Source organism: Streptomyces sp. CT34 (assembly GCF_000805335.1).
Lineage (GTDB): Bacteria > Actinomycetota > Actinomycetes > Streptomycetales > Streptomycetaceae > Streptomyces.
In genome coordinates this window covers 6185702-6205068 of record NZ_KN708638.1, presented here as the reverse complement: position 1 = coordinate 6205068, position 19367 = coordinate 6185702, and the positions used below count along the sequence as shown (strand labels likewise).

Here is a 19367-nt window from a genome sequence, read left to right as displayed (position 1 = left end):
AGCGCCCCCGCCTCCCCGATCCCCGCCTCGGCCAGCACCGCGTCGTCGGGCTGGGCCGCCTCCAGGATCCGTATCGGCTCGGGCGGCGGCTCCGCGTGGGTGCGGGGCGCCGCGGGCGGCGGTACGGGGGCGGCGGCCGGGGCGCCCGGTCCGGTGCGGGCCACCGCCGCCGAGACCCGGCCCAGCAGTGCGGTGGCCCGGCCGAGGCCGCGGGACGGCGGCGGTACCCGGGGGCGGTGCGGCTCCCGGGCGGACGGGACGACCAGTGTCACCCGTTCGCGGTAGACATCCCGGAGTTCGGCGGCGAGCCGGTGCGCGAGCGCGTCATCGCCGCAGACCACCATGTGCGGTGTGGGAGAGCCCAGTTGGGGCTGCTGTGGCAGGTGGGGCACGCCTCGTAGCGTGCCCTACGGACGCGGCGGCGCGCAGCCGGGCGCGCGATCCGGCGGCCGTGCGCGGCCGGCCCGCATCGGGCCGGTGGTCACCGCGCCCCCTACCGGGCGCCGTATTGCGGCTACGGTTGTACCGGGCCACGGTGCCGCCGGCGCTGCCGTGCGACGCACCGGGCCGCTGTGGCGAGCAGTGGCTTCGTGTCGCCGGTACTCGGAGAAGAAAGTAGTGAGCAGGGTGTTTGTGCAGGTCAGCGCGCTAGTCCAGGGCACGGGGTAATCAGCATGCACATCGTCATCATGGGGTGCGGGCGGGTCGGCTCGGCGCTCGCGCAGACCCTGGAGAGCCAGGGGCACACCATCGCGGTGATCGACCAGGACCCGACCGCGTTCCGTCGCCTCGGCTCCGCCTTCGGCGGTCGCCGGGTGACCGGTGTCGGCTTCGACCAGGACACCCTGAGGGAGGCCGGCATCGAGGAGGCGGGTGCCTTCGCGGCCGTCTCCAGCGGTGACAACTCCAACATCATCGCCGCCCGGGTGGCCCGCGAGATGTTCGGCGTCGAGAACGTCGCGGCCCGGATCTACGACCCGCGCCGCGCCGAGGTCTACCAGCGCCTCGGCATCCCCACCGTCGCCACCGTCCGCTGGACCGCGGACCAGATGCTGCGCCGGCTGCTCCCCTCGGGCGCCGAACCGCTGTGGCGCGACCCGAGCGGCGGCGTCCAGCTCGCCGAGGTGCACACCGACACCTCCTGGGTCGGCCACAAGATCAGCAAGCTGCAGGACGAGACCGGTGTCCGCGTCGCCTTCCTCACCCGGCTGGGTGAAGCGATGCTGCCGACCTCGCAGACGGTGCTGCAGGAAGGCGATCTGGTGCACGTGATGATGCGCACCGACGAGGTCGAGAAGGTCGAGGCGGCATTCGCCCAGGGTCCTGAGGAGGCGCACGCATGAGGGTCGCCATTGCGGGTGCCGGCGCGGTCGGCCGCTCCATCGCCGGTGAACTGCTGGAGAACGGCCACGAGATCCTGCTCATCGACAAGGCGCCGACGGCCATCTCCGTCGAGCGGGTGCCGCTGGCGGAATGGCTGCTCGCCGACGCCTGCGAGATCACCTCGCTCGACGAGGCCGCGTTGCAGCGCTGCAACGTCGTCATCGCGGCGACCGGCGACGACAAGGTCAACCTGGTCGTCTCGCTGCTCGCCAAGACCGAGTACGGCGTGCCGCGGGTGGTCGCCCGGGTCAACAACCCGAAGAACGAGTGGCTGTTCAACGAAGCCTGGGGCGTCGACGTCGCGGTCTCCACTCCGCGGCTGATGTCGGCCCTGGTCGAGGAGGCGGTCAGCGTCGGCGACCTGGTGCGGCTGCTGCGCTTCAGCCACGGTGACGCCAACCTCGTCGAGCTGACGCTGCCCCCGGAGGCGGCGCTGGCCGGCACCCGGGTCGGCGATGTGGACTGGCCCGAGGACACCTCCCTGGTGACGATCATCCGCGGTACGCGGGTGCTGACGCCCAACAAGGAGGACGCGCTGGAAGCGGGCGACGAGCTGCTGTTCGTGGCGGCCCAGTCGCGCGAGGAGCAGCTGGAGGACCTGCTGTCGGTGCGGCGCGACGACAGCTGACCGACGGGCGAACGCCGGGGCCCGGGAACCACGTTGGTTCCCGGGCCCCGGCGTCCTGCGATGCGGTGCGGTGCGGCGGATCCGTCAGCGGCGGTGGCGCGGCCCGCCGCCCGGCCGGTCCGCGGCAGCCGCGTCGGGAGCCGTGGCCGGCAGCCCGCGCTGCCGCTCCCGTTCGGCCTCCTCCGCCTTCTCCTGCGCCTCCATCTCGGCGAAGACGTCGATCGGCGCCGGCGCCTTCACCAGGAACACCCAGGTCAGATACAGCGCGAGCAGGAACGGCGGGATCTTCAGGGCCACCAGCACCCAGCCGAGCTGCGTGGTGTCCGCCCACCAGTACAGCGGGAAGAGGATCAGGCACTTGGCGAGCAGGATCAGCCCCCACGCCCAGCTGGCCTTCGCGTACGCCGCCTTCCGGCCCGGGTTGCGGGTGCGCCAGGAGAGGTTCTCCTTGAACACCGGGCCCAGGATCAGCCCGATCAGCGGGACGCCCGCGAGCGTGCTGACGATGTAGGCGAGGGCCAGGCCGAGGGTGTAGAGCATGCCCGGCAGGTAGAAGTCCTTGGCGTTGCCGGTCATCATCGCGAAGACCACGCCGAAGGCCACCCCGAAGACGCCGCTGAAGGCGTGCTTGACGGTGTCCCGGCGGATCAGGCGGACCGCGCACAGCACCAGCGACACGGCCAGCGCGGCGATCGCCGAGATGTGCAGGTCCTTGTTGACCGTGAAGATCGCGACGAACAGCAGGCCGGGGAGAACGGTCTCCACCATGCCGCGCACACCGCCGAACGCCTCGAACAGCGCCGCCTCGGTCACCTCCCGGCCGGCGTCCGGGCCCGCGGCGGCCTCCGGCGGGGCAGAGAGGCCTGCCGGGGCGGTCGCGTGGCCGGGGGATGCGTCAGGGTCAGTGGTCGGTCGGTCGTACGACGTCACCGGCTACTCCTGTCCGAGCGGTCGCAGTTCGTACTTGGGATTGAAGAGGACCCGGCGTCCGTGGCTCAGGGAGACGCGGCCCGAGGCGATGAGCTTACGGCCCGGCTCTATCCCGACGATGGAACGGCGGCCGAGCCACACCACGTCGAGGGCGGCGGAGCCGTCGAACAGCTCCGCCTCCAGCGCGGGCACACCGGCGCGGGGCCGCAGCGTCACATGCCGCAGGGTGCCGGTGACCTTCACTATCTGGCGGTCGTCGCAGTCGCAGATACGGGTGCACCCCGTCGCCTGCGTGTCCTGCTGCAGCTCGGCGGACTGGAGCTCCTCCTCGGAGGACGACAGCCTGTCGAGCATCCGGCGGAAGCGGCCGGCCGGCTTCTCGGGTCGGATCCCAGCACTCATAACCCCAGCGTACCGGGGCTGCCCGACCGCCCCGCACCGCGCGAACCGGTGCGCTCGGCCCCCCCGCGCCGGGTTCCGCGCTGCCGCGCCCTCCGGGCGGCGCCCCCGTCCCCCGGCCGCGCCGCCCCCTCACTGCTCGAACCGGTACCCCATCCCGGGCTCCGTGATGAAGTGCCGGGGGTGCGACGGGTCGATCTCCAGCTTGCGGCGGAGCTGGGCCATGTAGACCCGCAGGTAGTTGGTCTCCGTGCCGTACGACGGCCCCCACACCTCCTGGAGCAGCTGCTTCTGGCTGACCAGGCGGCCCTGGTTGCGGACCAGGACCTCCAGCAGATGCCACTCGGTGGGGGTCAGCCGGATGTCCCGGCCCCCGCGGTTGACCTTCTTGGCCGCGAGGTCGACGGTGAAGCCCTCGGTCTCCACGATCACCTCGTCGTCGGCCGGCCCGGTCGGCTCGGCCCGGCGCACCGCCGCCCGCAGCCGCGCCAGCAGCTCGTCCATGCCGAACGGCTTGGTCACGTAGTCGTCCGCGCCCGCGTCCAGCGCCTCGACCTTCTCGTCGGACGTCTGCCGGGCCGAGAGCACCAGGATCGGCACCCGTGTCCAGCCACGCAGTCCCTTGATGACCTCGACGCCGTCCATATCGGGCAGACCGAGGTCGAGGACGATGACATCGGGGTGTCGGGCGGCGGCGAGTTTGAGGGCGGTGGCCCCGTCGGGGGCCGCGTCGACCTCGTACTTGCGCGCCTTCAGGTTGATCACGAGGGCGCGGACGATCTGCGGCTCGTCATCGACCACAAGCACCCGGTTCACTGGCGTTCTCCTCGTGGTGTCGGTCGTAGCCGGCGGGCGGGGCCCGCCGGGCATGTGGTGAGTGTGGACGGTAGGGTCCGGCCGGTGGTGAGGCCCGGACGCGTGTCGCGGAGCGGACGCACACCGTCGTGCGGACGCGACGCTATGCCGCCCCCGGGGCTTCTGCCATGGCCCGCTGGGCTCATGTCGTCGCCTGCGCCGGGAGATCGGGCCGGACCGGCGGCACGCCCGGAGCGGCCCGGAGCGTGAGGACCATGGTCATCCCGCCCCCCGGAGTGTCCTCCGCGGCCAGCGTGCCGCCGATCGCCTCCGCGAAACCGCGCGCCACGGCCAGGCCGAGGCCCACGCCGGCGCCGCGCGGGGCATCACCGTACCGCTGGAACGGCTCGAAGATCCGGTCCTTGGCGCTGTCCGGGACACCCGGCCCCCGGTCGGCGATCCGCAGCTCCACCCGGTCGCCGAGCGCACTGGCCGCGACCAGCACCACCTCGCCGTCCGGGCTGTACTTGACGGCGTTCTCGACGAGGTTGGCGACCGAGCGCTCCAGCAGGCCCGGGTCGACCGCGACCATCGGCAGCTCCTCGGGGATGTCGAGGCTGACACTCCCCTCCGGTACGCCGCCGAGCGCCATCGGGACGACCTCGTCGAGGTCGATCTCGCGGATCAGCGGGGTGACCGTGCCGGTCTGGAGCCGGGACATGTCCAGGAGGTTGCCCACCAGGTGGTCCAGCCGGTCGGCACCCGCCTCGATACCGGCCAGCAGCTCCGCCTCGTCCTCCTCGGACCAGGCGACGTCATCGGAGCGCAGTGAGGTGACCGACGCCTTGATGCCGGCCAGCGGCGTGCGCAGATCGTGGCTGACCGCGGCCAGCAGCGCCGTCCGGATGCGGTTGCCCTCGGCGAGCTCCCGGGCCCGCTCCGCCTCGCCGACCAGCCGCTGGCGGTCCAGTACGACGGCGGCCTGCGCGGCGAACGCGGCCAGCACCCGGCGGTCCTCGGCGGGCAGCACCCGGCCGGTCAGCGCCAGCGCCATGTGGTCGCCCACCGGCATGTCGACGTCCGCGTCCTCGGGCCGCAGCAGCGGCGGCGTGGTGTCGCTGGCGCCCGCGCGGCCCGCACACGTCCACGGATCGACGTCGCTGCTGCGCTCCAGCAGCGAAACCGTGTCCATCCCGAACGTCTCCCGGACACGCTCCAGCAGGGCGTTCAGCGTGGTCTCACCGCGCAGCACGCTGCCCGCCAGGAACGACAGGATCTCCGACTCGGCACGCAACCGCGCGGCCTGATGGGTGCGCCGGGCGGCGAGATCGACCACCGACGCCACGGACACCGCCACGGCGAAGAAGATCGCGATGGCGACGATGTTCTTCGGGTCGTTGATCGTCAGGGTATGGGTGGGCGGGGTGAAGTAGAAGTTCAGCAGCAGCGAGCCCACGGCCGCCGACGCCAGCGCCGGCAGCTGCCCGCCCAGCAGCGCCGCGACAACGGTCAGGAAGAGGAACAGCAGGACGTCATTGGCCAGCCCCGGACCGTTGGAGATCTTGGTGAGCAGCAGCGACAGCAGCACCGGGCCGCCCACGCCGACCAGCCACCCGGCGATGATCCGCGCCCGCCCCAGCCGGGCACTGCGCGGCACCGGAAGCCCGCGGCCCTTGGCGACCTCTTCGTGCGTGACGATGTGCACGTCGAGATCGGGCCCGGAATCGCGGGCCACTGTCGCCCCGACGCCCGGTCCGAAGATGTACTGCCACGCCTTGCGGCGGCTCGACCCCAGCACGATCTGGGTGGCGTTCACCCCGCGCGCGAACTCCAGCAGCGCGCTCGGTATGTCATCGCCGATGACGTGGTGAAACGTCCCGCCGAGATCCTCCACCAGCTTGCGCTGGACGGCGAGCTCCTTGGGCGAGGCCGATGTCAGCCCGTCACTGCGGGCGATATAGACGGCGAGCACCTCGCTGCCCGACCCCTTGGCGGCCATCCGCGCGGCGCGGCGGATGAGCGTACGCCCCTCCGGACCGCCGGTCAGCCCCACCACGATCCGCTCACGCGCCTGCCAGGTGGAGCGGATCGAGTGCTCCGCCCGGTACTCCTGGAGGTATTCGTCGACCCGGTCCGCGACCCACAGCAGCGCCAGCTCGCGCAGCGCCGTGAGGTTGCCCGGCCGGAAGTAGTTGGACAGCGCGGCGTCGACCTTGTCCGACTTGTAGATGTTGCCGTGCGCCATCCGCCGCCGGATGGCCTGGGGCGACATGTCGACCAGCTCGATCTGGTCGGCCCGCCGGACGATCTCGTCCGGCACCGTCTCCCGCTGGCGCACACCCGTTATCGACTCGACGACATCCCCGAGCGACTCCAGGTGCTGGATGTTCACCGTCGAGATCACCGTGATCCCGGCTTCCAGCAGCTCCTCGACGTCCTGCCACCGCTTGCTGTTGCGCGACCCGGGGACGTTGGTGTGCGCCAGCTCGTCGACCAGCGCCACGGCGGGCTTGCGTTCCAGGACCGCGTCCACGTCCATTTCGGTGAACGCCGTGCCCCGGTACTCCAGCTCCCGGCGCTGGACCTGCTCCAGCCCGTGGAGCATGACCTCGGTGCGGGGCCGGCCGTGGTGCTCGACGAACGCCACGACGACGTCCGTACCGCGCTCCATACGCCGGTGCGCCTCGGACAGCATCGAGTACGTCTTGCCGACGCCCGGTGCCGCGCCGAGGTATATCCGTAGCTTGCCGCGTGCCATGGCCCCATTGTCTTACGTGCGGCCCGCCCCCACCGGGCTGGGCCTACTGCGACCCTACATACCGGACAACGGGACAAAAGGCGCAGGTAGCGGCTTCACGCCCGGTCTTGACGCGACTCTGATACGGGGGTGGTGGTGGAGCGGGTGGGCGGGGGTTCCGAGGGTGGTGGGGGGCAGGGGACACGAAGGACGGGAACGGCGGGGGCGGGGCAGCGGGGCATGAGGGGACATGCACGAGGGGGCCTTGCCGGACCGTCCTCCACAGCTCCTGTCAGGCCCTACCGGCCCTTGCGCCGCGCCCGGCGGCGAGATTCCCCTGGGCGAGATTCCCACTAACGGGACCAGGGGACTTTGGGATAACGGGACCAGGGGACTTTGGGACCAGGGACTACAGGACTGGGGGACTACGGGGCCAGTGGACTACTGGGCCAGGGGACTACGGCCCGTCCCGGCTTTCCCACTACGGCTGATGCCGGGTGGTTGCTCGGCTACGGTCCACGCCGGAGCGTGCTGCGCTGCGGCCCTCCTGAGAAGCGTGCTGCGCTGAGGCTCGCCCGAGAGGAGAGGACGGGCACCGTGGCCCTGGCCCTCAGGAGGGGAGGGCGGGCCCGCGTGCACGCACTCGACCGACAGGCCGAGGAAGAGGAAGACGGCGGCGACAAGGGGCGGGCGCCGCGCGAAGAGGTACGCGGCGCCCGCGACGGCACCCGGTGGGCGACCGGACCGGGCAGCGCACACCACGCACCACCGTGAGGCGGGCGGCCCCGGTGGCACAGAATGCCCGGTCATTTCCCCATCACATCCCCAACGTCGCGCGACGGCCAGCCCAACTCGCTTTCTCTGACGCATTGCTGACAGCCGAACAGCGCCATAAAGCCGTCGCCTCACCAACCGGCTGACTGCGACGATGCCGTCCATGACGCCCACGACCTCCCCGACACCCCGGCCCCGCACGGCTGAAGTACGCCTCGCCCACACCTCCGACGTGGACACCGCCACCCTGAAGGCAGCCCGCGCCCTCCTCTACGACGTCTTCGACGACATGACGTCCGAGGACTGGGAGCACGCACTCGGCGGAATGCACGCCCTGGTCCACGAAGGCGGCGAACTCATCGGGCACGCCTCCGTCGTACAGCGCCGACTGCTGCACAACGGACACGCGCTCCGGTGCGGCTACGTCGAGGGCGTCGGCGTGCGCGCGGACCGACGCGGCCGGGGCCATGGCGCGGCCATGATGGACGCCCTGGAACGAGTGATCCGCAACGCCTACGACCTCGGCGCCCTCGGCGCTTCCGACGAGGCCACCGCCTTCTACACCGCACGCGGCTGGCAGCCGTGGCGTGGCCGCTCCTGGACCTTCACCCCGGACGGCATCCAACGCACCCCGGAGGAGGACGGGTGCATCTACGTCCTGCCTACGTCCGTCCCTCTCGACCTCGACGCCGATCTCACCTGCGACTGGCGCGAGGGCGACGTGTGGTAGCTCGCGGGCCGGCGGCTGAGCACCGGTGCAGGTCCTCGACTACGGCGATATCCCGAGCCGTCGTTCGCAACTTCCGGTTCCGCACGGGCCTGTGGCCGTCTTCTGTCCGCCCATTTCCTGCTCTCCCCCGCTCTTCCGTCGTCTCTTGTTACACCCTCCCCGGAGCGGCAGGCCCTCTCAATATCCCCTGCCGCGCCGCTAGTTGGCCGTAACCGGTGTTTCGACAGTGGCTGGTGGTGGGCTGCCGACCGGTTGCGAACAGTATGAGTACGGCGCGAGGAGGCAGGCAATGCCTGTGGACAACTCGCGGGACGGCCTGGTCAGCGGCGGTTCGACCCAACCCCTCTCATGGCCGGGAGGGTAGGGAGAGCGGCCTGGCGGCCGAGGTGGACCTGCGCGGGTCCGGGACCGGCACCGGACCCAGGCCCCGCAACCGAAACCCGCCACCCGAGCCCAGACCGCTCGCCACACGTCATCACCCCCGAACGACCGCCCCGCTCCCCTCAGTTGGGGTTGTCTGCGTTCGTCAATGTCTCCCAAGCGACAAAGAGATTGTCCGAGCCGGCCGGCCGTTGCTTCTCCGTCAGTTTCTGTGTGACGGGCATCGCGTAACCCATGCGGTTGTGCAGTGCGTTGTAACCGACTTCGATGACCGGACCCAGTCCGCGCTTGACGCTGCCGCCGCACAGCCACGACGGCGGAGTGGCGCCCAGCTCGTATGTGGCCTGGAAGTCGAGGGCCTGGCGGAGCCGGTCGGCGACCTCCGGGTAGAGGTCCTGGCCCTGGAGGCGGCTGGTCTCGGCGATGTGCGAGATGGCCGACAGGCCGTATCCGGTGTGGGTGAAGTCGCGGCAGGTCTCCTGGGTGAGGCCGTTGACGAAGGTGGACTGGCCCTGCCAGTACTTGATGACCTTGTCGCGGCTGTTGAGGCCGCTTCCCGGTGTCGTCCTGGGCAGGGCGCCGTCGGACTTCAGATAGATGTACGCGGGCACCCGGGCGCGGTAGGTGGCGATGGCCCTGTCGTAGGAGCTCTTGTCCTCGGTGAAGACGGATATGCCGACGGCCGCCTCCATCATCGTCAGTTCCCAGTTGCCGTTGTTGTGCGAGCCGTTGATGACCTTGGGGAGGTACACGGTGCGCAGCATGGTGGCGAAGCGGTCGATGCGGTCCTTGGGCCAGCCCTTGTAGGTGTAGCGGATGATTTCCGCGGCACGCGACCAGGTGGAGGCGGCCCACCCGGATTGCAGCGGTGCGTTGCTGTTGGTGTGGTCCTTGAGGGTGCCGGACCAGGCGTCCATGACCTGGGTCGCTTTGTCGGCATACCTGGTGTCGCGGGTGACGTACCAGGCCAGGGAGAGCGTGTAGGCGGCGAGGGCGTCCTCGCGTTCGTCGGTGCAACCGTGGTTGGGGTGGGAGTAAGGGCCGCATTCGACGGTGGCACGGGGCTTGGGTGTACGGGAGAGCGATGCGTAGGGGCTCGCCATCATGGCGTCGTCGGCGCTCTTCCAGGGCTGGGCGCCCGAGTTGACCTTGCTGCGGATGAAGTCGAGCTGGCGGCTGCCGAGCAGGACACCGGGGTGGGTGAAGGTGGCGGGTGTCGCGGAGGTCGGGGCACCCAGGAGCAGGCCCCCCGTCAGGGTGCCGAGGAGGGTTCCGACGGCGAGGGTGAGCTTTCCGCGCATGGGGGGTGTGCCTTCCGGTCGACAGGCTCGATGGACGGGAGCGGACAGGAGTGGACGCCTGCTGTTCTCGTACGTGAACAGAAGGCGTTGACATGAACACCTGCGATGGCTCGCGAACGTAGAGGCAAGCCCACACGCCGTCAAGACCTGGAGGCGGGACGGGCTTCTGAACGGGGCACGGCAACGCCCCTGTCCGGTACGTCGGTTCGCCTATCGGGCCGCGCAACGGTGCTGAACACCGCGCCCTCGCGCCACACCGCCCCGGCGCAACTCCCCACCACACAACAACGGGTGGCCCCGAGGATCACCATCCTCGGGGCCACCCGCTATTCGGTCCGCGGACCGGCCGATCCGTTTCCCCGCATGTCCACGGATCAGCCGGCCCACGGCCCCTCAGGACCGCGCACCCGCATCCCCCTGCCGGAGCCGCGGCCCTGTCCGGTCGATCACCGAGGTCGGCTCGGCTGCTCAGCGCACCCGACCGCGGTGATCACCTCTTGGAGGCGCCGCTCAGCCCTGCTTCTGCACCAGGTCACGCAGCGCCACGTTCAGCTCCAGCACGTTCACCCGGGGGTCGCCCATGAATCCCAGCTGGCGGCCCTGGGTGTGGTCCTTGACCAGCTGCTCCACCTTGTCCGCGGGGACCTTGTTCTCCTTGGCGACGCGGTTGACCTGGATCTGCGCGTACTCCGGCGAGATGTCCGGGTCCAGGCCGGAGCCGGAGGACGTCACCGCGTCGGCCGGAACCTGCGACTCCGGTACGCCGTACGTAGTGGCGACCCACTGCTTGGCGTCCTTCACCGACTTGAGCAGGTCGGTGTTGCTGGCGCTCAGGTTGGAGCCGCCGGAGACCTGAAGGTCGTACTGGGGGTTGACCGGAGGCTTCGCCGTCCGGTTGCTGCCCAGTCCGGCCGACGGGCGGGGCTGGAACCAGTGCAGGTCCGGGATCGGGTTGCCCGCCTTGTCCTTGCCCTGGTCATAGCGCTGGCCGAGCAGGGAGGAGCCGACGACCTTGCCGTGCGAGGTCAGTTCGGATCCGTTGGCCTTGCCGGGGAAGGCCGCCTGCGCCACTCCGGTGACCACCAGGGGGTAGATCACCCCGCAGACCACGGTCAGCACCAGCAGGGCGCGCAGCCCCGCCGTCAGCAACCGGGCGGTGTTGCGTACCGAGTTGTTCATGGCGGTCACCCGATTCCGGGGATGAGGGAGATGAGCAGGTCGATGATTTTGATGCCGATGAACGGCGCGATGAGGCCGCCGAGTCCGTAGACCGCGAGGTTGCGCCGGAGCATCTTGTCGGCGCTGACCGGCCGGTACTGCACGCCCTTGAGGGCCAGCGGCACCAGCGCGACGATGATCAGCGCGTTGAAGATGATCGCGGACAGGATCGCGGACTGGGAGCTGTGCAGCCGCATGATGTTGAGGGTGTCCAGGCCGGGGTAGGCCACCGCGAACATCGCCGGGATGATCGCGAAGTACTTCGCGACGTCGTTGGCGATCGAGAAGGTCGTCAGCGCTCCCCGGGTGATGAGGAGCTGCTTGCCGATCTCGACGATCTCGATGAGCTTCGTCGGGTTGGAGTCCAGGTCCACCATGTTCCCGGCCTCCTTGGCGGCCGAGGTACCGGTGTTCATGGCGACGCCTACGTCCGCCTGGGCCAGCGCGGGCGCGTCGTTCGTGCCGTCACCGGTCATGGCGACGAGCTTGCCGCCGGCCTGTTCGCGCTTGATGAGCGCCATCTTGTCCTCGGGCGTGGCCTCGGCGAGGAAGTCGTCGACGCCGGCCTCTTCGGCGATGGCCTTGGCCGTCAGCGGGTTGTCACCCGTGATCATGACGGTCTTGATGCCCATCTTGCGCAGTTCGACGAAGCGTTCGCGCATGCCGTCCTTGACGACGTCCTTGAGGTGGATGACGCCGAGGACGCGGGGGCCGCGCTCGTCCTCCAGGGCGACCAGCAGCGGGGTGCCGCCGGCCTGGGAGATCTCGTCGGTCAGCCGCTGGGCGTCGGCGGCGACCTCGCCGCCGCGCTCACGGACCCAGGTGACGACCGAACCGGTGGCGCCCTTGCGGACCTTCTTGCCGTCGACGTCCACACCCGACATGCGGGTCTGGGCGGTGAACGGTACCCATTCGGCACCGGTCAGCTCTTCCTGGTGGCGTTCGGGCAGCTCGTACTTGTCGTTGGCCAGGACGACGATGGAACGGCCCTCGGGGGTCTCGTCGGCCAGGGAGGACAGCTGGGCGGCGTCGGCGACCTCGGCCTCGGTGACGCCCTGCACGGGGACGAACTCGGCGGCCTGACGGTTGCCGTAGGTGATGGTGCCGGTCTTGTCGAGCAACAATGTCGATACATCGCCCGCCGCTTCGACGGCGCGACCCGACATCGCCAGAACGTTGCGCTGGACGAGACGGTCCATACCGGCGATGCCGATGGCCGACAGGAGCGCGCCGATGGTCGTCGGGATCAGGCAGACCAGCAGGGCGAGCAGCACGATCATGGGCTGTTCGGCGCCTGCGTAGATCGCGAACGGCTGGAGGGTGACGACCGCCAGCAGGAAGACGATGGTGAGCGACGCGAGAAGGATGTTCAGCGCGATCTCGTTGGGCGTCTTCTGCCGTGCGGCGCCCTCGACGAGGTTGATCATCCGGTCGATGAAGGTCTCGCCGGGCTTCGTCGTGATCTTGATGACGATGCGGTCGGAGAGCACCTTCGTGCCGCCGGTCACCGCAGAGCGGTCGCCGCCGGACTCGCGGATGACCGGCGCGGATTCGCCGGTGATGGCGGACTCGTCGACGGAGGCGACGCCTTCGACGACGTCGCCGTCACCGGGGATGATGTCGCCGGCCTCGCAGACGACCAGGTCACCGATGCGCAGTTCGGTGCCGGGGACCTGTTCCTCGTCCGTGCCGTTGAGTCGGCGTGCCACGGTGTCGGTCTTGGCCTTGCGCAGGGTGTCGGCCTGCGCCTTGCCGCGGCCCTCGGCGACCGCTTCGGCGAGGTTGGCGAAGATGACGGTCAGCCACAGCCAGGCGGCGATCGCCCAACCGAACCAGTCCGCGGGGGACTTGAACGCGAAGATCGTGGTGAGTACGGAACCGACCTCGACGACGAACATCACGGGGGACTTGATCATCACCCGCGGGTCGAGCTTGCGTATCGCGTCGGGCAGGGACTTGACGAGCTGCTTGGGGTCGAAGAGACCGCCGCCCACGCGGCCGTCGCCGGGCTGCTGCCCGCTGGGGACGTCCTGTTGCGGGGCGCGGGTCGGAGTGGCGGTGGACATGGGGCCGGACTCCTCCGGTTTCACGGGGGCGGTCATGACAGGCCCTCCGCCAGCGGCCCGAGGGCCAGCGCCGGGAAGTAGGTCAGACCGGTGATGATCAGGATCGTGCCGACGAGCAGCCCGGCGAAGAGCGGCTTCTCGGTACGGAGGGTGCCCGCGGTCTCCGGGATCGGCTTCTGCTCGGCGAGCGAGCCGGCGAGTGCGAGCACGAACACGATCGGGAGGAAGCGACCGAGCAGCATCGCCATGCCGATCGTGGTGTTGAACCAGGGGGTGTTGGCGCTCAGCCCGGCGAACGCGGAGCCGTTGTTGTTGGCGCCGGAGGTGAAGGCGTAGAGGATTTCGGAGAATCCGTGCGGACCGGCGCCCGTCGCCTTGGTGTTGAGCATCGAGCCCAGCGCGTCGGGCAGCACCATCGAGACGGCCGTGAAGCCGAGCACCAGGGTGGGCGTGATGAGGATGTAGCAGGCGGCGAGCTTGATCTCGCGCGTGCTGATCTTCTTGCCCAGGTATTCCGGCGTGCGGCCCACCATGAGGCCCGCGATGAACACCGCGATGATGGCCATCACGAGGATGCCGTAGAGGCCGGAACCCACTCCACCGGGTGTGATCTCGCCGAGCATCATGCTGAGCATCTGGATGCCGCCACCGAATGCGGTGAACGAGGAGTGGGCGGCGTCGACGGCGCCGGTTGACGTGAGCGTGGTGGCGACCGAGAAGATCGCGGAGCCGCCGACGCCGAAGCGGGTCTCCTTGCCTTCCATGGCGGCGCCCGCGGCCTGCAGTGCCGCACCGCCGTGCGCGAACTCGCTCCACATCATCAGCGCGGTGAAGCCGAGCCAGATGACGACCATCGCGGAGAGGACCGCGTACCCCTGCTTCACGTTCCCGACGAGCTTGCCGAAGGTGCGGGTCAGCGCGAACGGGATGACGAGGATCAGGAAGATCTCGAAGAGGTTGGTGAAGGCGTTGGGGTTCTCGAAGGGGTGGGCGGAGTTGGCGTTGAAGTAGCCGCCTCCGTTGGTGCCCAGTTCCTTGATGACCTCCTGGGAGGCCACCGCGCCGCCGTTGGTCTGCTGGGAGCCGCCCAGGAACTGTCCGACACCGTGGATGCCGGAGAAGTTCTGGATGGCGCCGCAGGCGACGAGGACGACCGCGCCGATGACGGAGATCGGGATGAGGATGCGGATGGTGCCGCGGACCAGGTCGGCCCAGAAGTTCCCGAGGTCACCGGTGCGGGACCGGACGAAGCCGCGGACGAGGGCGACGGCGACGGCCATGCCGGTGGCGGCGGAGACGAAGTTCTGCACCGCGAGGCCGCCGGTCTGCACGACGTGGCCCATGGCCTGTTCGCCGCTGTAGGACTGCCAGTTGGTGTTGGCGACAAACGATGCCGCGGTGTTGAACGCCTGGTCCGGGCTGATGGACGCGAAGCCGAGGGACAGCGGGAGGCTGCCCTGGAGCCGCTGCAGCAGGTAGAGGAAGAGCACCCCCGCCACGGAGAAGGCCAGGACGCCGCGCAGGTAGGCGGGCCAGCGCATCTCGGTGTCGGCGTTGGCGCCGATGCAGCGGTAGATGACCTTCTCTATCCGCAGGTGCTTCTGAGAGGAGTAGACGGCGGCCATGTAGTCGCCGAGGGGGCGGTACGCCAGGGCGAGCGCCGCGACGAGCGCTGTGAGCTGGAGTACGCCTGCGAGAACGGGGCTCATGGAGGCCGTTGTGGTGGCAGCAGTCGACACCTCAGAACCTCTCCGGGAAGACGAGGGCGAGGACGAGGTAACCGAGAAGGGCGACGGCAACGATCAGGCCGACGATGTTTTCGATGGTCACAGCTTCGTCACCCCCTTGGCGACGAGGGCCACCACGGCGAAGACCGCGACGGTGACGACGACGAAGGCCACGTCGGCCATCGTGTGCTCCTAGAGGGATGCGGCGGATAGGACCCCCAAAGCAAAGCGTTCTCCGACCACCGCTCGACCGTTGTTGACGCCTCCCTTACGGCCATTAGCACCCCGTTGACGAACTTCTTACGCATCTCGATCTGACCTGCGAAAACAGCGAGGGCCCGTACCCCCTCGATGGGGATACGGGCCCTCGCGACCGTCAGGATCCAGCCGACCTGGGCGCCTCTTCGCACCGGTGGGCTGGACAGATCGTCAGCGAATCTCGGTGATCTCCGGTCCGCGCTCCAGGCGCTCCACACCACCGCCGAAGCGCGAGCCCTCGGCCGCGTCCTGCTGCACGCCGTCCGGCACCATCTGGGCGTCGTCGGGCAGCTTGAGGACGATCGGGTCGCGCGGCGCCATCGGGGCGTCGCCGCGGATGACGACGGTGTCCCGGAAGATGTGCTCCAGTACGCCCGCGGCCTGCGGCTGCACCGCGCCCTGGCCGGAGATCACTCCGCGCAGGAACCAGCGGGGGCCGTCGACGCCGATGAAGCGCACGACCTGCACGCCGTTCGTCCCGTCCGGCAACTGCACCGGAACCTGGGCGCGCAGCTCCCAGCCCAGCGGGCCCTCGACCTCGTCGATGACCCCGCCCTGCTGGGTGATGCCGGCGGCGATCTCCTCGCGCACCTCGCCCCAGATGCCCTCGTTCCTGGGGGCGGCGAACGCCTGCAACTGCACGGCACTGTCCTGGAGAACGACCGTCGCGGCGACGATCGCGTCACCGGCGACCTCGACCCGCAGCTCCATGCCCTCGACACCCGGCACGAACAGCCCGCCGAGGTCCACCCGGCCCTCGCCGGGCTCCTTGACCTCCGACGCGTCCCAGGGACCGTCCGGCCGCGGCGCGGGCGGAAGATTGAGCCGCTGCTCCGTCGCGTCGTCCCCGTCGTCCGCTCCGGCCGCCGTCTCGTCGGCGAGCGCCGCGTCCCCGGCCGGCTCTACAGGAGCCTCGTTCTTCTTGCGACGTCCGAACACGTCACTGTCCTTCCCGGTCGCCACCGACCGATGCGTATTCATTCCCGCCCGTGGAGCCGCCCACCGCCGCGTGACCGCCGGTGGACCCGAATCCCCCCTCGGCCCGCGCCGAGCCGGGAAGTTCCGCCACCTCGTGGAAGCGCACCTTCTCGACCTGCTGGACGACCAATTGGGCAATCCGGTCGAACCTCTCGAACCGCACGCTCTCGCGGGGGTCCAGATTGACCACGATCACCTTGATCTCTCCACGGTACCCGGCATCCACCGTCCCGGGAGCATTCACCAGCGCCAGTCCGCAGCGGGCCGCCAGACCCGACCGCGGGTGCACGAACGCCGCGTAGCCGTCGGGCAGCGCGATCGACACCCCGGTGGGGAGCACGGTGCGCTCCCCCGGCGCCAGTTCGGCGGCCTCGGTGGTCACCAGATCCACGCCGGCGTCGCCGGGATGCCCGTACGCCGGGACCGGCACTTCCGGGTCCAGCCGCCGCAGCAGCACATCCACCGGATTCCGTAGCTGACTCACGGGTTCACCTCAAAGGCACGCGCTCGCTTGACCTGATCCGGGTCGGCCATCGCCGCCTGGATCTCCTCGGCCCTTCCGTTGTCGATGAAGTGGTCGACCTTCACCTCGATGAAGACGGCCTCGGCGCGTACCGCCACCGGACCGTCCGGGCCGCCTATCCGGCCCACCGCCGTCGAGTAGATCTTCCGGCCGTGCACCGCGGTGACCCGCGCCGCCAGGTGCAGCACCGTGCCCAGCGGCACCGGAGCCACGAAGTCGGTCTCCAGCCGGCCGGTCACCGCGATCACCCGCAGCAGCCAGTTCAGCGACCCGAGCGTCTCGTCCAGCGCGGTGGCCAGGACCCCGCCGTGCGCCAGGCCCGGCGCGCCCTGATGGGCCTCCTTGACGGTGAACTCCGCGCGTACGCTCACGCCCTCGCCGGCCCGCGCCTCCAGGTGCAGCCCGTGCGGCTGGCCCGTACCGCAGCCGAAACACCGGTCGTAGTGCGCGCCGAGCAGTTCTCCGGGCGCCGGCGCATCGGGGTGTCGGACCGGAGCGGTGGCGTCCTTTGGTGGCGTCAGCCGCGTCCTGGTTTGGTCAGTTCCACTCACGAGTGCAGACCCTACCCGCGCGCGTAAGGGGCCTGTACCGCCGTGCCAAGCTGGAGCCATGCAGTCGTACGAAGAACGTCTCACCGCACCCCGGTCCTGGTGGGTGATCGCCGCGCTGATCGGCGTCGCCTGCGCCCTGATGCTGCTCCCCCTGGGGACGCTCCCCATGCTCGGCGGGCTGATCGGCGGGGCCGCGCTGTCCGCGGTGGCGGTGAGCTCGTACGGCTCGGCGCGGATCCGGGTGGTGGGCGGCGCGCTGATCGCCGGCGACGCGAAGATCCCGCTGTCGGCGCTGGGCGAGGCGCAGGCACTGGACGCCGACGAGGCGCTGGCCTGGCGGACGTACAAGGCGGACGCGCGCGCGTACATGCTGCTGCGCGGCTATGTGCGCACGGCGGTGCGGGTGGAGATCACCGACCCCGAGGACCCGACGCCCTACGCCTATCTGTCGACGCGGGAGCCGGAGCGCCTGGTCTCGGCGCTGGCGTCGGTGCGCGGCTGACCGCGCCGGTCGTCGGGGAGGGCGTCCCAGGGGACCTGCCGGCGGCGCAGGTCCGCGCGGATCCTGGCGGCGAGCCTCGCGGTGTCGCGGCGGTTCAGGAACGCGCCGACGGCGGCGCCGACCAGGAACGGCGTGAGGTTGGGAAGGTTGCGCAGGGTGCGCTTCATGATCCGCTGGCGCAGCTCGCGCCTCATCTGCCCGCCGAGCGCGGCGTTCACCGAGGCGGGTTGGGCGACGTCGATGCCGCGTTCCTGCGTCCAGGACGTCAGATAGGCCGTGGCGCGCTGCGCCAGATTCCCCGGCGGGCGCAGGCCGTAGACCTCGTGCAGTTCGGCGATCAGTTTGATCTCCACCGAGGCGACGCCGGCGACCTCGGTGGCCAGTTCGGCGGGCATGGCGGGCGGTACGGGCAGCATGGCCGCCGCACCCACCCCCGCGCCGACCGTCGCGGTGCCCCCGCAGGCGCCCGCCACCAGCTTGTCGGCCAGTTCCTCGGGGGTCAGGCCGGGGAACTGCGCGCGCAGCGTGGCGAGATCGCGGACCGGGATCCGCGGTGCGGTGGCGACGATCCGGTCGGCGGTCGCGGCGAGCGCCACCCGTACGCTGCCGCCGCCTTTCCGGACGCCGCGGCCGACCGTGGCCGCGAGCGAGGCCGTGCGGCCCCGCTCCCGCCGTGCGCCGGCGGTCCGGTCCTCGGGGAGGGCGGTCGGGTCGGCGGGCACGGGCGCGGTTTCCTCGCGTGATCGTGCGCCGGCCGCCGGACCTCTGCCGCCCTCGCGTCCTTTACGGAACGGGTTCACGCCTGGCACGGCGCAGACCCGTCAGGCCGCGCAGTCGCGGCAGATCGGGTTGCCGTTCTTGTCCTCGGCAGCCAGCTGGCTGCGGTGGTGGACAAGGAAGCAGCTCATGCAGGTGAACTCGTCCTGCTGCTTGGGCAGCACACGGACCGCGAGTTCCTCGTTGGACAGGTCGGCGCCGGGCAGCTCCAGGCCCTCGGCCTGCTCGAACTCGTCGACGTCGACGGCCGAGGCGGACTTGTCGTTCCGCCGCGACTTCAGCTCCTCGATGCTGTCCTCGTTGAGGTCGTCATCGGTCTTGCGTGGGGTGTCGTAATCCGTAGCCATTTTCGCTCTCCCCCTCTGGGTGTCTGCGGTGTCTCAGCGCTCGTAACGCGTGAGAGGCCGGACTTGTGCCCGACCTGAGGCGGAGATTTTGCCTCACATCAAGGTCTGTTACTCAATCGACACCCAACCGCACCCCTGAAGAGGTGATCGGTTTGGATGGCGATCAGGACCGTACACGGTCCGAATGTCGCACCTCGCGGAGCCCATCACGTGTACTTCCCGTGATCTGGCCTCCGGGAAACCCGGATTTTCCCGGCTTTCCACCAGGCATTTTGATCACGGAGCGTAGATGGCCGGAATGACGCCCCTGTGAGGGATCACACACGGTCAGGGCGGCGGGCGGACCAGCCGAATTCCGCGCA

Annotated in this window: 19 protein-coding genes and 1 pseudogene; 5 read left to right on the top strand and 15 right to left on the bottom strand. The window is 70.2% G+C overall.

Features of this window, described 5'->3' with window-relative positions:
• Nucleotides 1-344 (bottom strand): annotated as a pseudogene (locus RZ84_RS41770) (potassium transporter TrkA); the annotation flags it as partial.
• Between the two features lie 330 nt (nt 345-674).
• Here RZ84_RS41770 and RZ84_RS27095 point away from each other — a divergent pair.
• Both RZ84_RS27095 and RZ84_RS27090 read left to right on the top strand, forming a co-directional pair.
• Nucleotides 675-1343 carry a potassium channel family protein gene (locus RZ84_RS27095; RefSeq protein ID WP_043266579.1) on the top strand — a complete coding sequence of 223 codons (669 nt, stop codon included), beginning with the start codon at nt 675-677 and terminating at the stop codon, nt 1341-1343.
• Complete coding sequence (locus RZ84_RS27090; RefSeq protein ID WP_043266576.1) at nt 1340-2011, top strand: potassium channel family protein; 672 nt, start codon at nt 1340-1342, stop codon at nt 2009-2011. Before RZ84_RS27095 ends, RZ84_RS27090 begins: the two co-directional genes overlap by 4 nt.
• An 84-nt stretch (nt 2012-2095) precedes the next feature.
• On the opposite strand, the gene RZ84_RS27085 is transcribed toward RZ84_RS27090, so the two are convergent.
• The 4 genes from RZ84_RS27085 to RZ84_RS27070 form a co-directional block, all read right to left on the bottom strand.
• Nucleotides 2096-2941, bottom strand: coding sequence for a DUF3159 domain-containing protein (locus tag RZ84_RS27085; RefSeq protein WP_043266574.1), 846 nt, complete (start codon nt 2939-2941; stop codon nt 2096-2098).
• 3 nt (nt 2942-2944) lie between these two features.
• A complete protein-coding gene (locus tag RZ84_RS27080; protein WP_052230169.1) occupies nt 2945-3343 on the bottom strand; it encodes an OB-fold nucleic acid binding domain-containing protein in 399 nt (132 codons plus the stop codon).
• A gap of 129 nt (nt 3344-3472) precedes the next feature.
• The gene (locus tag RZ84_RS27075; RefSeq protein ID WP_043266572.1) at nt 3473-4156 is read right to left on the bottom strand and encodes a response regulator; all 684 of its coding nucleotides are present in this window, start codon (nt 4154-4156) and stop codon (nt 3473-3475) included.
• 181 nt (nt 4157-4337) lie between these two features.
• Nucleotides 4338-6893: a sensor histidine kinase gene (locus RZ84_RS27070; protein ID WP_043266569.1), complete on the bottom strand. Its 2556-nt coding sequence runs from the start codon at nt 6891-6893 to the stop codon at nt 4338-4340.
• A gap of 612 nt (nt 6894-7505) precedes the next feature.
• On the opposite strand from RZ84_RS27070, the gene RZ84_RS39180 reads away from it, so the two are divergent.
• A complete protein-coding gene (locus RZ84_RS39180) occupies nt 7506-7646 on the top strand; it encodes a hypothetical protein (RefSeq protein WP_157878901.1) in 141 nt (46 codons plus the stop codon).
• A 163-nt stretch (nt 7647-7809) separates the two neighbouring features.
• Nucleotides 7810-8376 carry a GNAT family N-acetyltransferase gene (locus RZ84_RS27065; protein ID WP_043266567.1) on the top strand — a complete coding sequence of 189 codons (567 nt, stop codon included), beginning with the start codon at nt 7810-7812 and terminating at the stop codon, nt 8374-8376.
• A gap of 503 nt (nt 8377-8879) precedes the next feature.
• Here RZ84_RS27065 and RZ84_RS27060 read toward each other — a convergent pair.
• The 8 genes from RZ84_RS27060 to RZ84_RS27025 all read right to left on the bottom strand — a co-directional run bounded on the left by RZ84_RS27060 (nt 8880) and on the right by RZ84_RS27025 (nt 17379).
• Complete coding sequence (locus RZ84_RS27060; protein WP_043266565.1) at nt 8880-10058, bottom strand: alginate lyase family protein; 1179 nt, start codon at nt 10056-10058, stop codon at nt 8880-8882.
• 510 nt (nt 10059-10568) lie between these two features.
• The gene (gene kdpC, locus RZ84_RS27055) at nt 10569-11237 is read right to left on the bottom strand and encodes a potassium-transporting ATPase subunit KdpC (RefSeq protein WP_043270935.1); all 669 of its coding nucleotides are present in this window, start codon (nt 11235-11237) and stop codon (nt 10569-10571) included.
• A gap of 5 nt (nt 11238-11242) precedes the next feature.
• Nucleotides 11243-13342, bottom strand: a complete 2100-nt coding sequence (gene kdpB, locus RZ84_RS27050) for a potassium-transporting ATPase subunit KdpB (RefSeq protein WP_043270933.1) — start codon at nt 13340-13342, stop codon at nt 11243-11245.
• Between the two features lie 32 nt (nt 13343-13374).
• The gene (gene kdpA, locus RZ84_RS27045) at nt 13375-15051 is read right to left on the bottom strand and encodes a potassium-transporting ATPase subunit KdpA (protein WP_043266563.1); all 1677 of its coding nucleotides are present in this window, start codon (nt 15049-15051) and stop codon (nt 13375-13377) included.
• 31 nt (nt 15052-15082) lie between these two features.
• Nucleotides 15083-15172 carry a K(+)-transporting ATPase subunit F gene (gene kdpF / locus RZ84_RS35620; protein WP_016575741.1) on the bottom strand — a complete coding sequence of 30 codons (90 nt, stop codon included), beginning with the start codon at nt 15170-15172 and terminating at the stop codon, nt 15083-15085.
• A gap of 326 nt (nt 15173-15498) precedes the next feature.
• Nucleotides 15499-16266 (bottom strand): DUF3710 domain-containing protein, encoded by a 768-nt coding sequence (locus RZ84_RS27035; protein WP_043270931.1) that lies wholly within the window; start codon nt 16264-16266, stop codon nt 15499-15501.
• Nucleotide 16267: 1 nt separating this feature from the next.
• Nucleotides 16268-16789, bottom strand: coding sequence for a dUTP diphosphatase (gene dut, locus RZ84_RS27030; RefSeq protein ID WP_043266560.1), 522 nt, complete (start codon nt 16787-16789; stop codon nt 16268-16270).
• The gene (locus tag RZ84_RS27025; RefSeq protein WP_043266558.1) at nt 16786-17379 is read right to left on the bottom strand and encodes a PaaI family thioesterase; all 594 of its coding nucleotides are present in this window, start codon (nt 17377-17379) and stop codon (nt 16786-16788) included. Before RZ84_RS27025 ends, dut begins: the two co-directional genes overlap by 4 nt.
• 58 nt (nt 17380-17437) lie before the next feature.
• Here RZ84_RS27025 and RZ84_RS27020 point away from each other — a divergent pair, with 58 nt between their 5' ends.
• Complete coding sequence (locus RZ84_RS27020; RefSeq protein ID WP_043266556.1) at nt 17438-17881, top strand: DUF3093 domain-containing protein; 444 nt, start codon at nt 17438-17440, stop codon at nt 17879-17881.
• Here RZ84_RS27020 and RZ84_RS27015 read toward each other — a convergent pair.
• Nucleotides 17821-18603, bottom strand: a complete 783-nt coding sequence (locus tag RZ84_RS27015) for a hypothetical protein (protein WP_043266554.1) — start codon at nt 18601-18603, stop codon at nt 17821-17823. The two genes, RZ84_RS27020 and RZ84_RS27015, sit on opposite strands and share 61 nt — an antisense overlap.
• Nucleotides 18604-18702: 99 nt before the next feature.
• Entirely contained in the window at nt 18703-19005 is a 303-nt protein-coding gene (locus RZ84_RS27010) for a DUF4193 domain-containing protein (RefSeq protein ID WP_016575747.1), read from the bottom strand.
• Between the last annotated feature and the right edge of the window lie 362 nt (nt 19006-19367).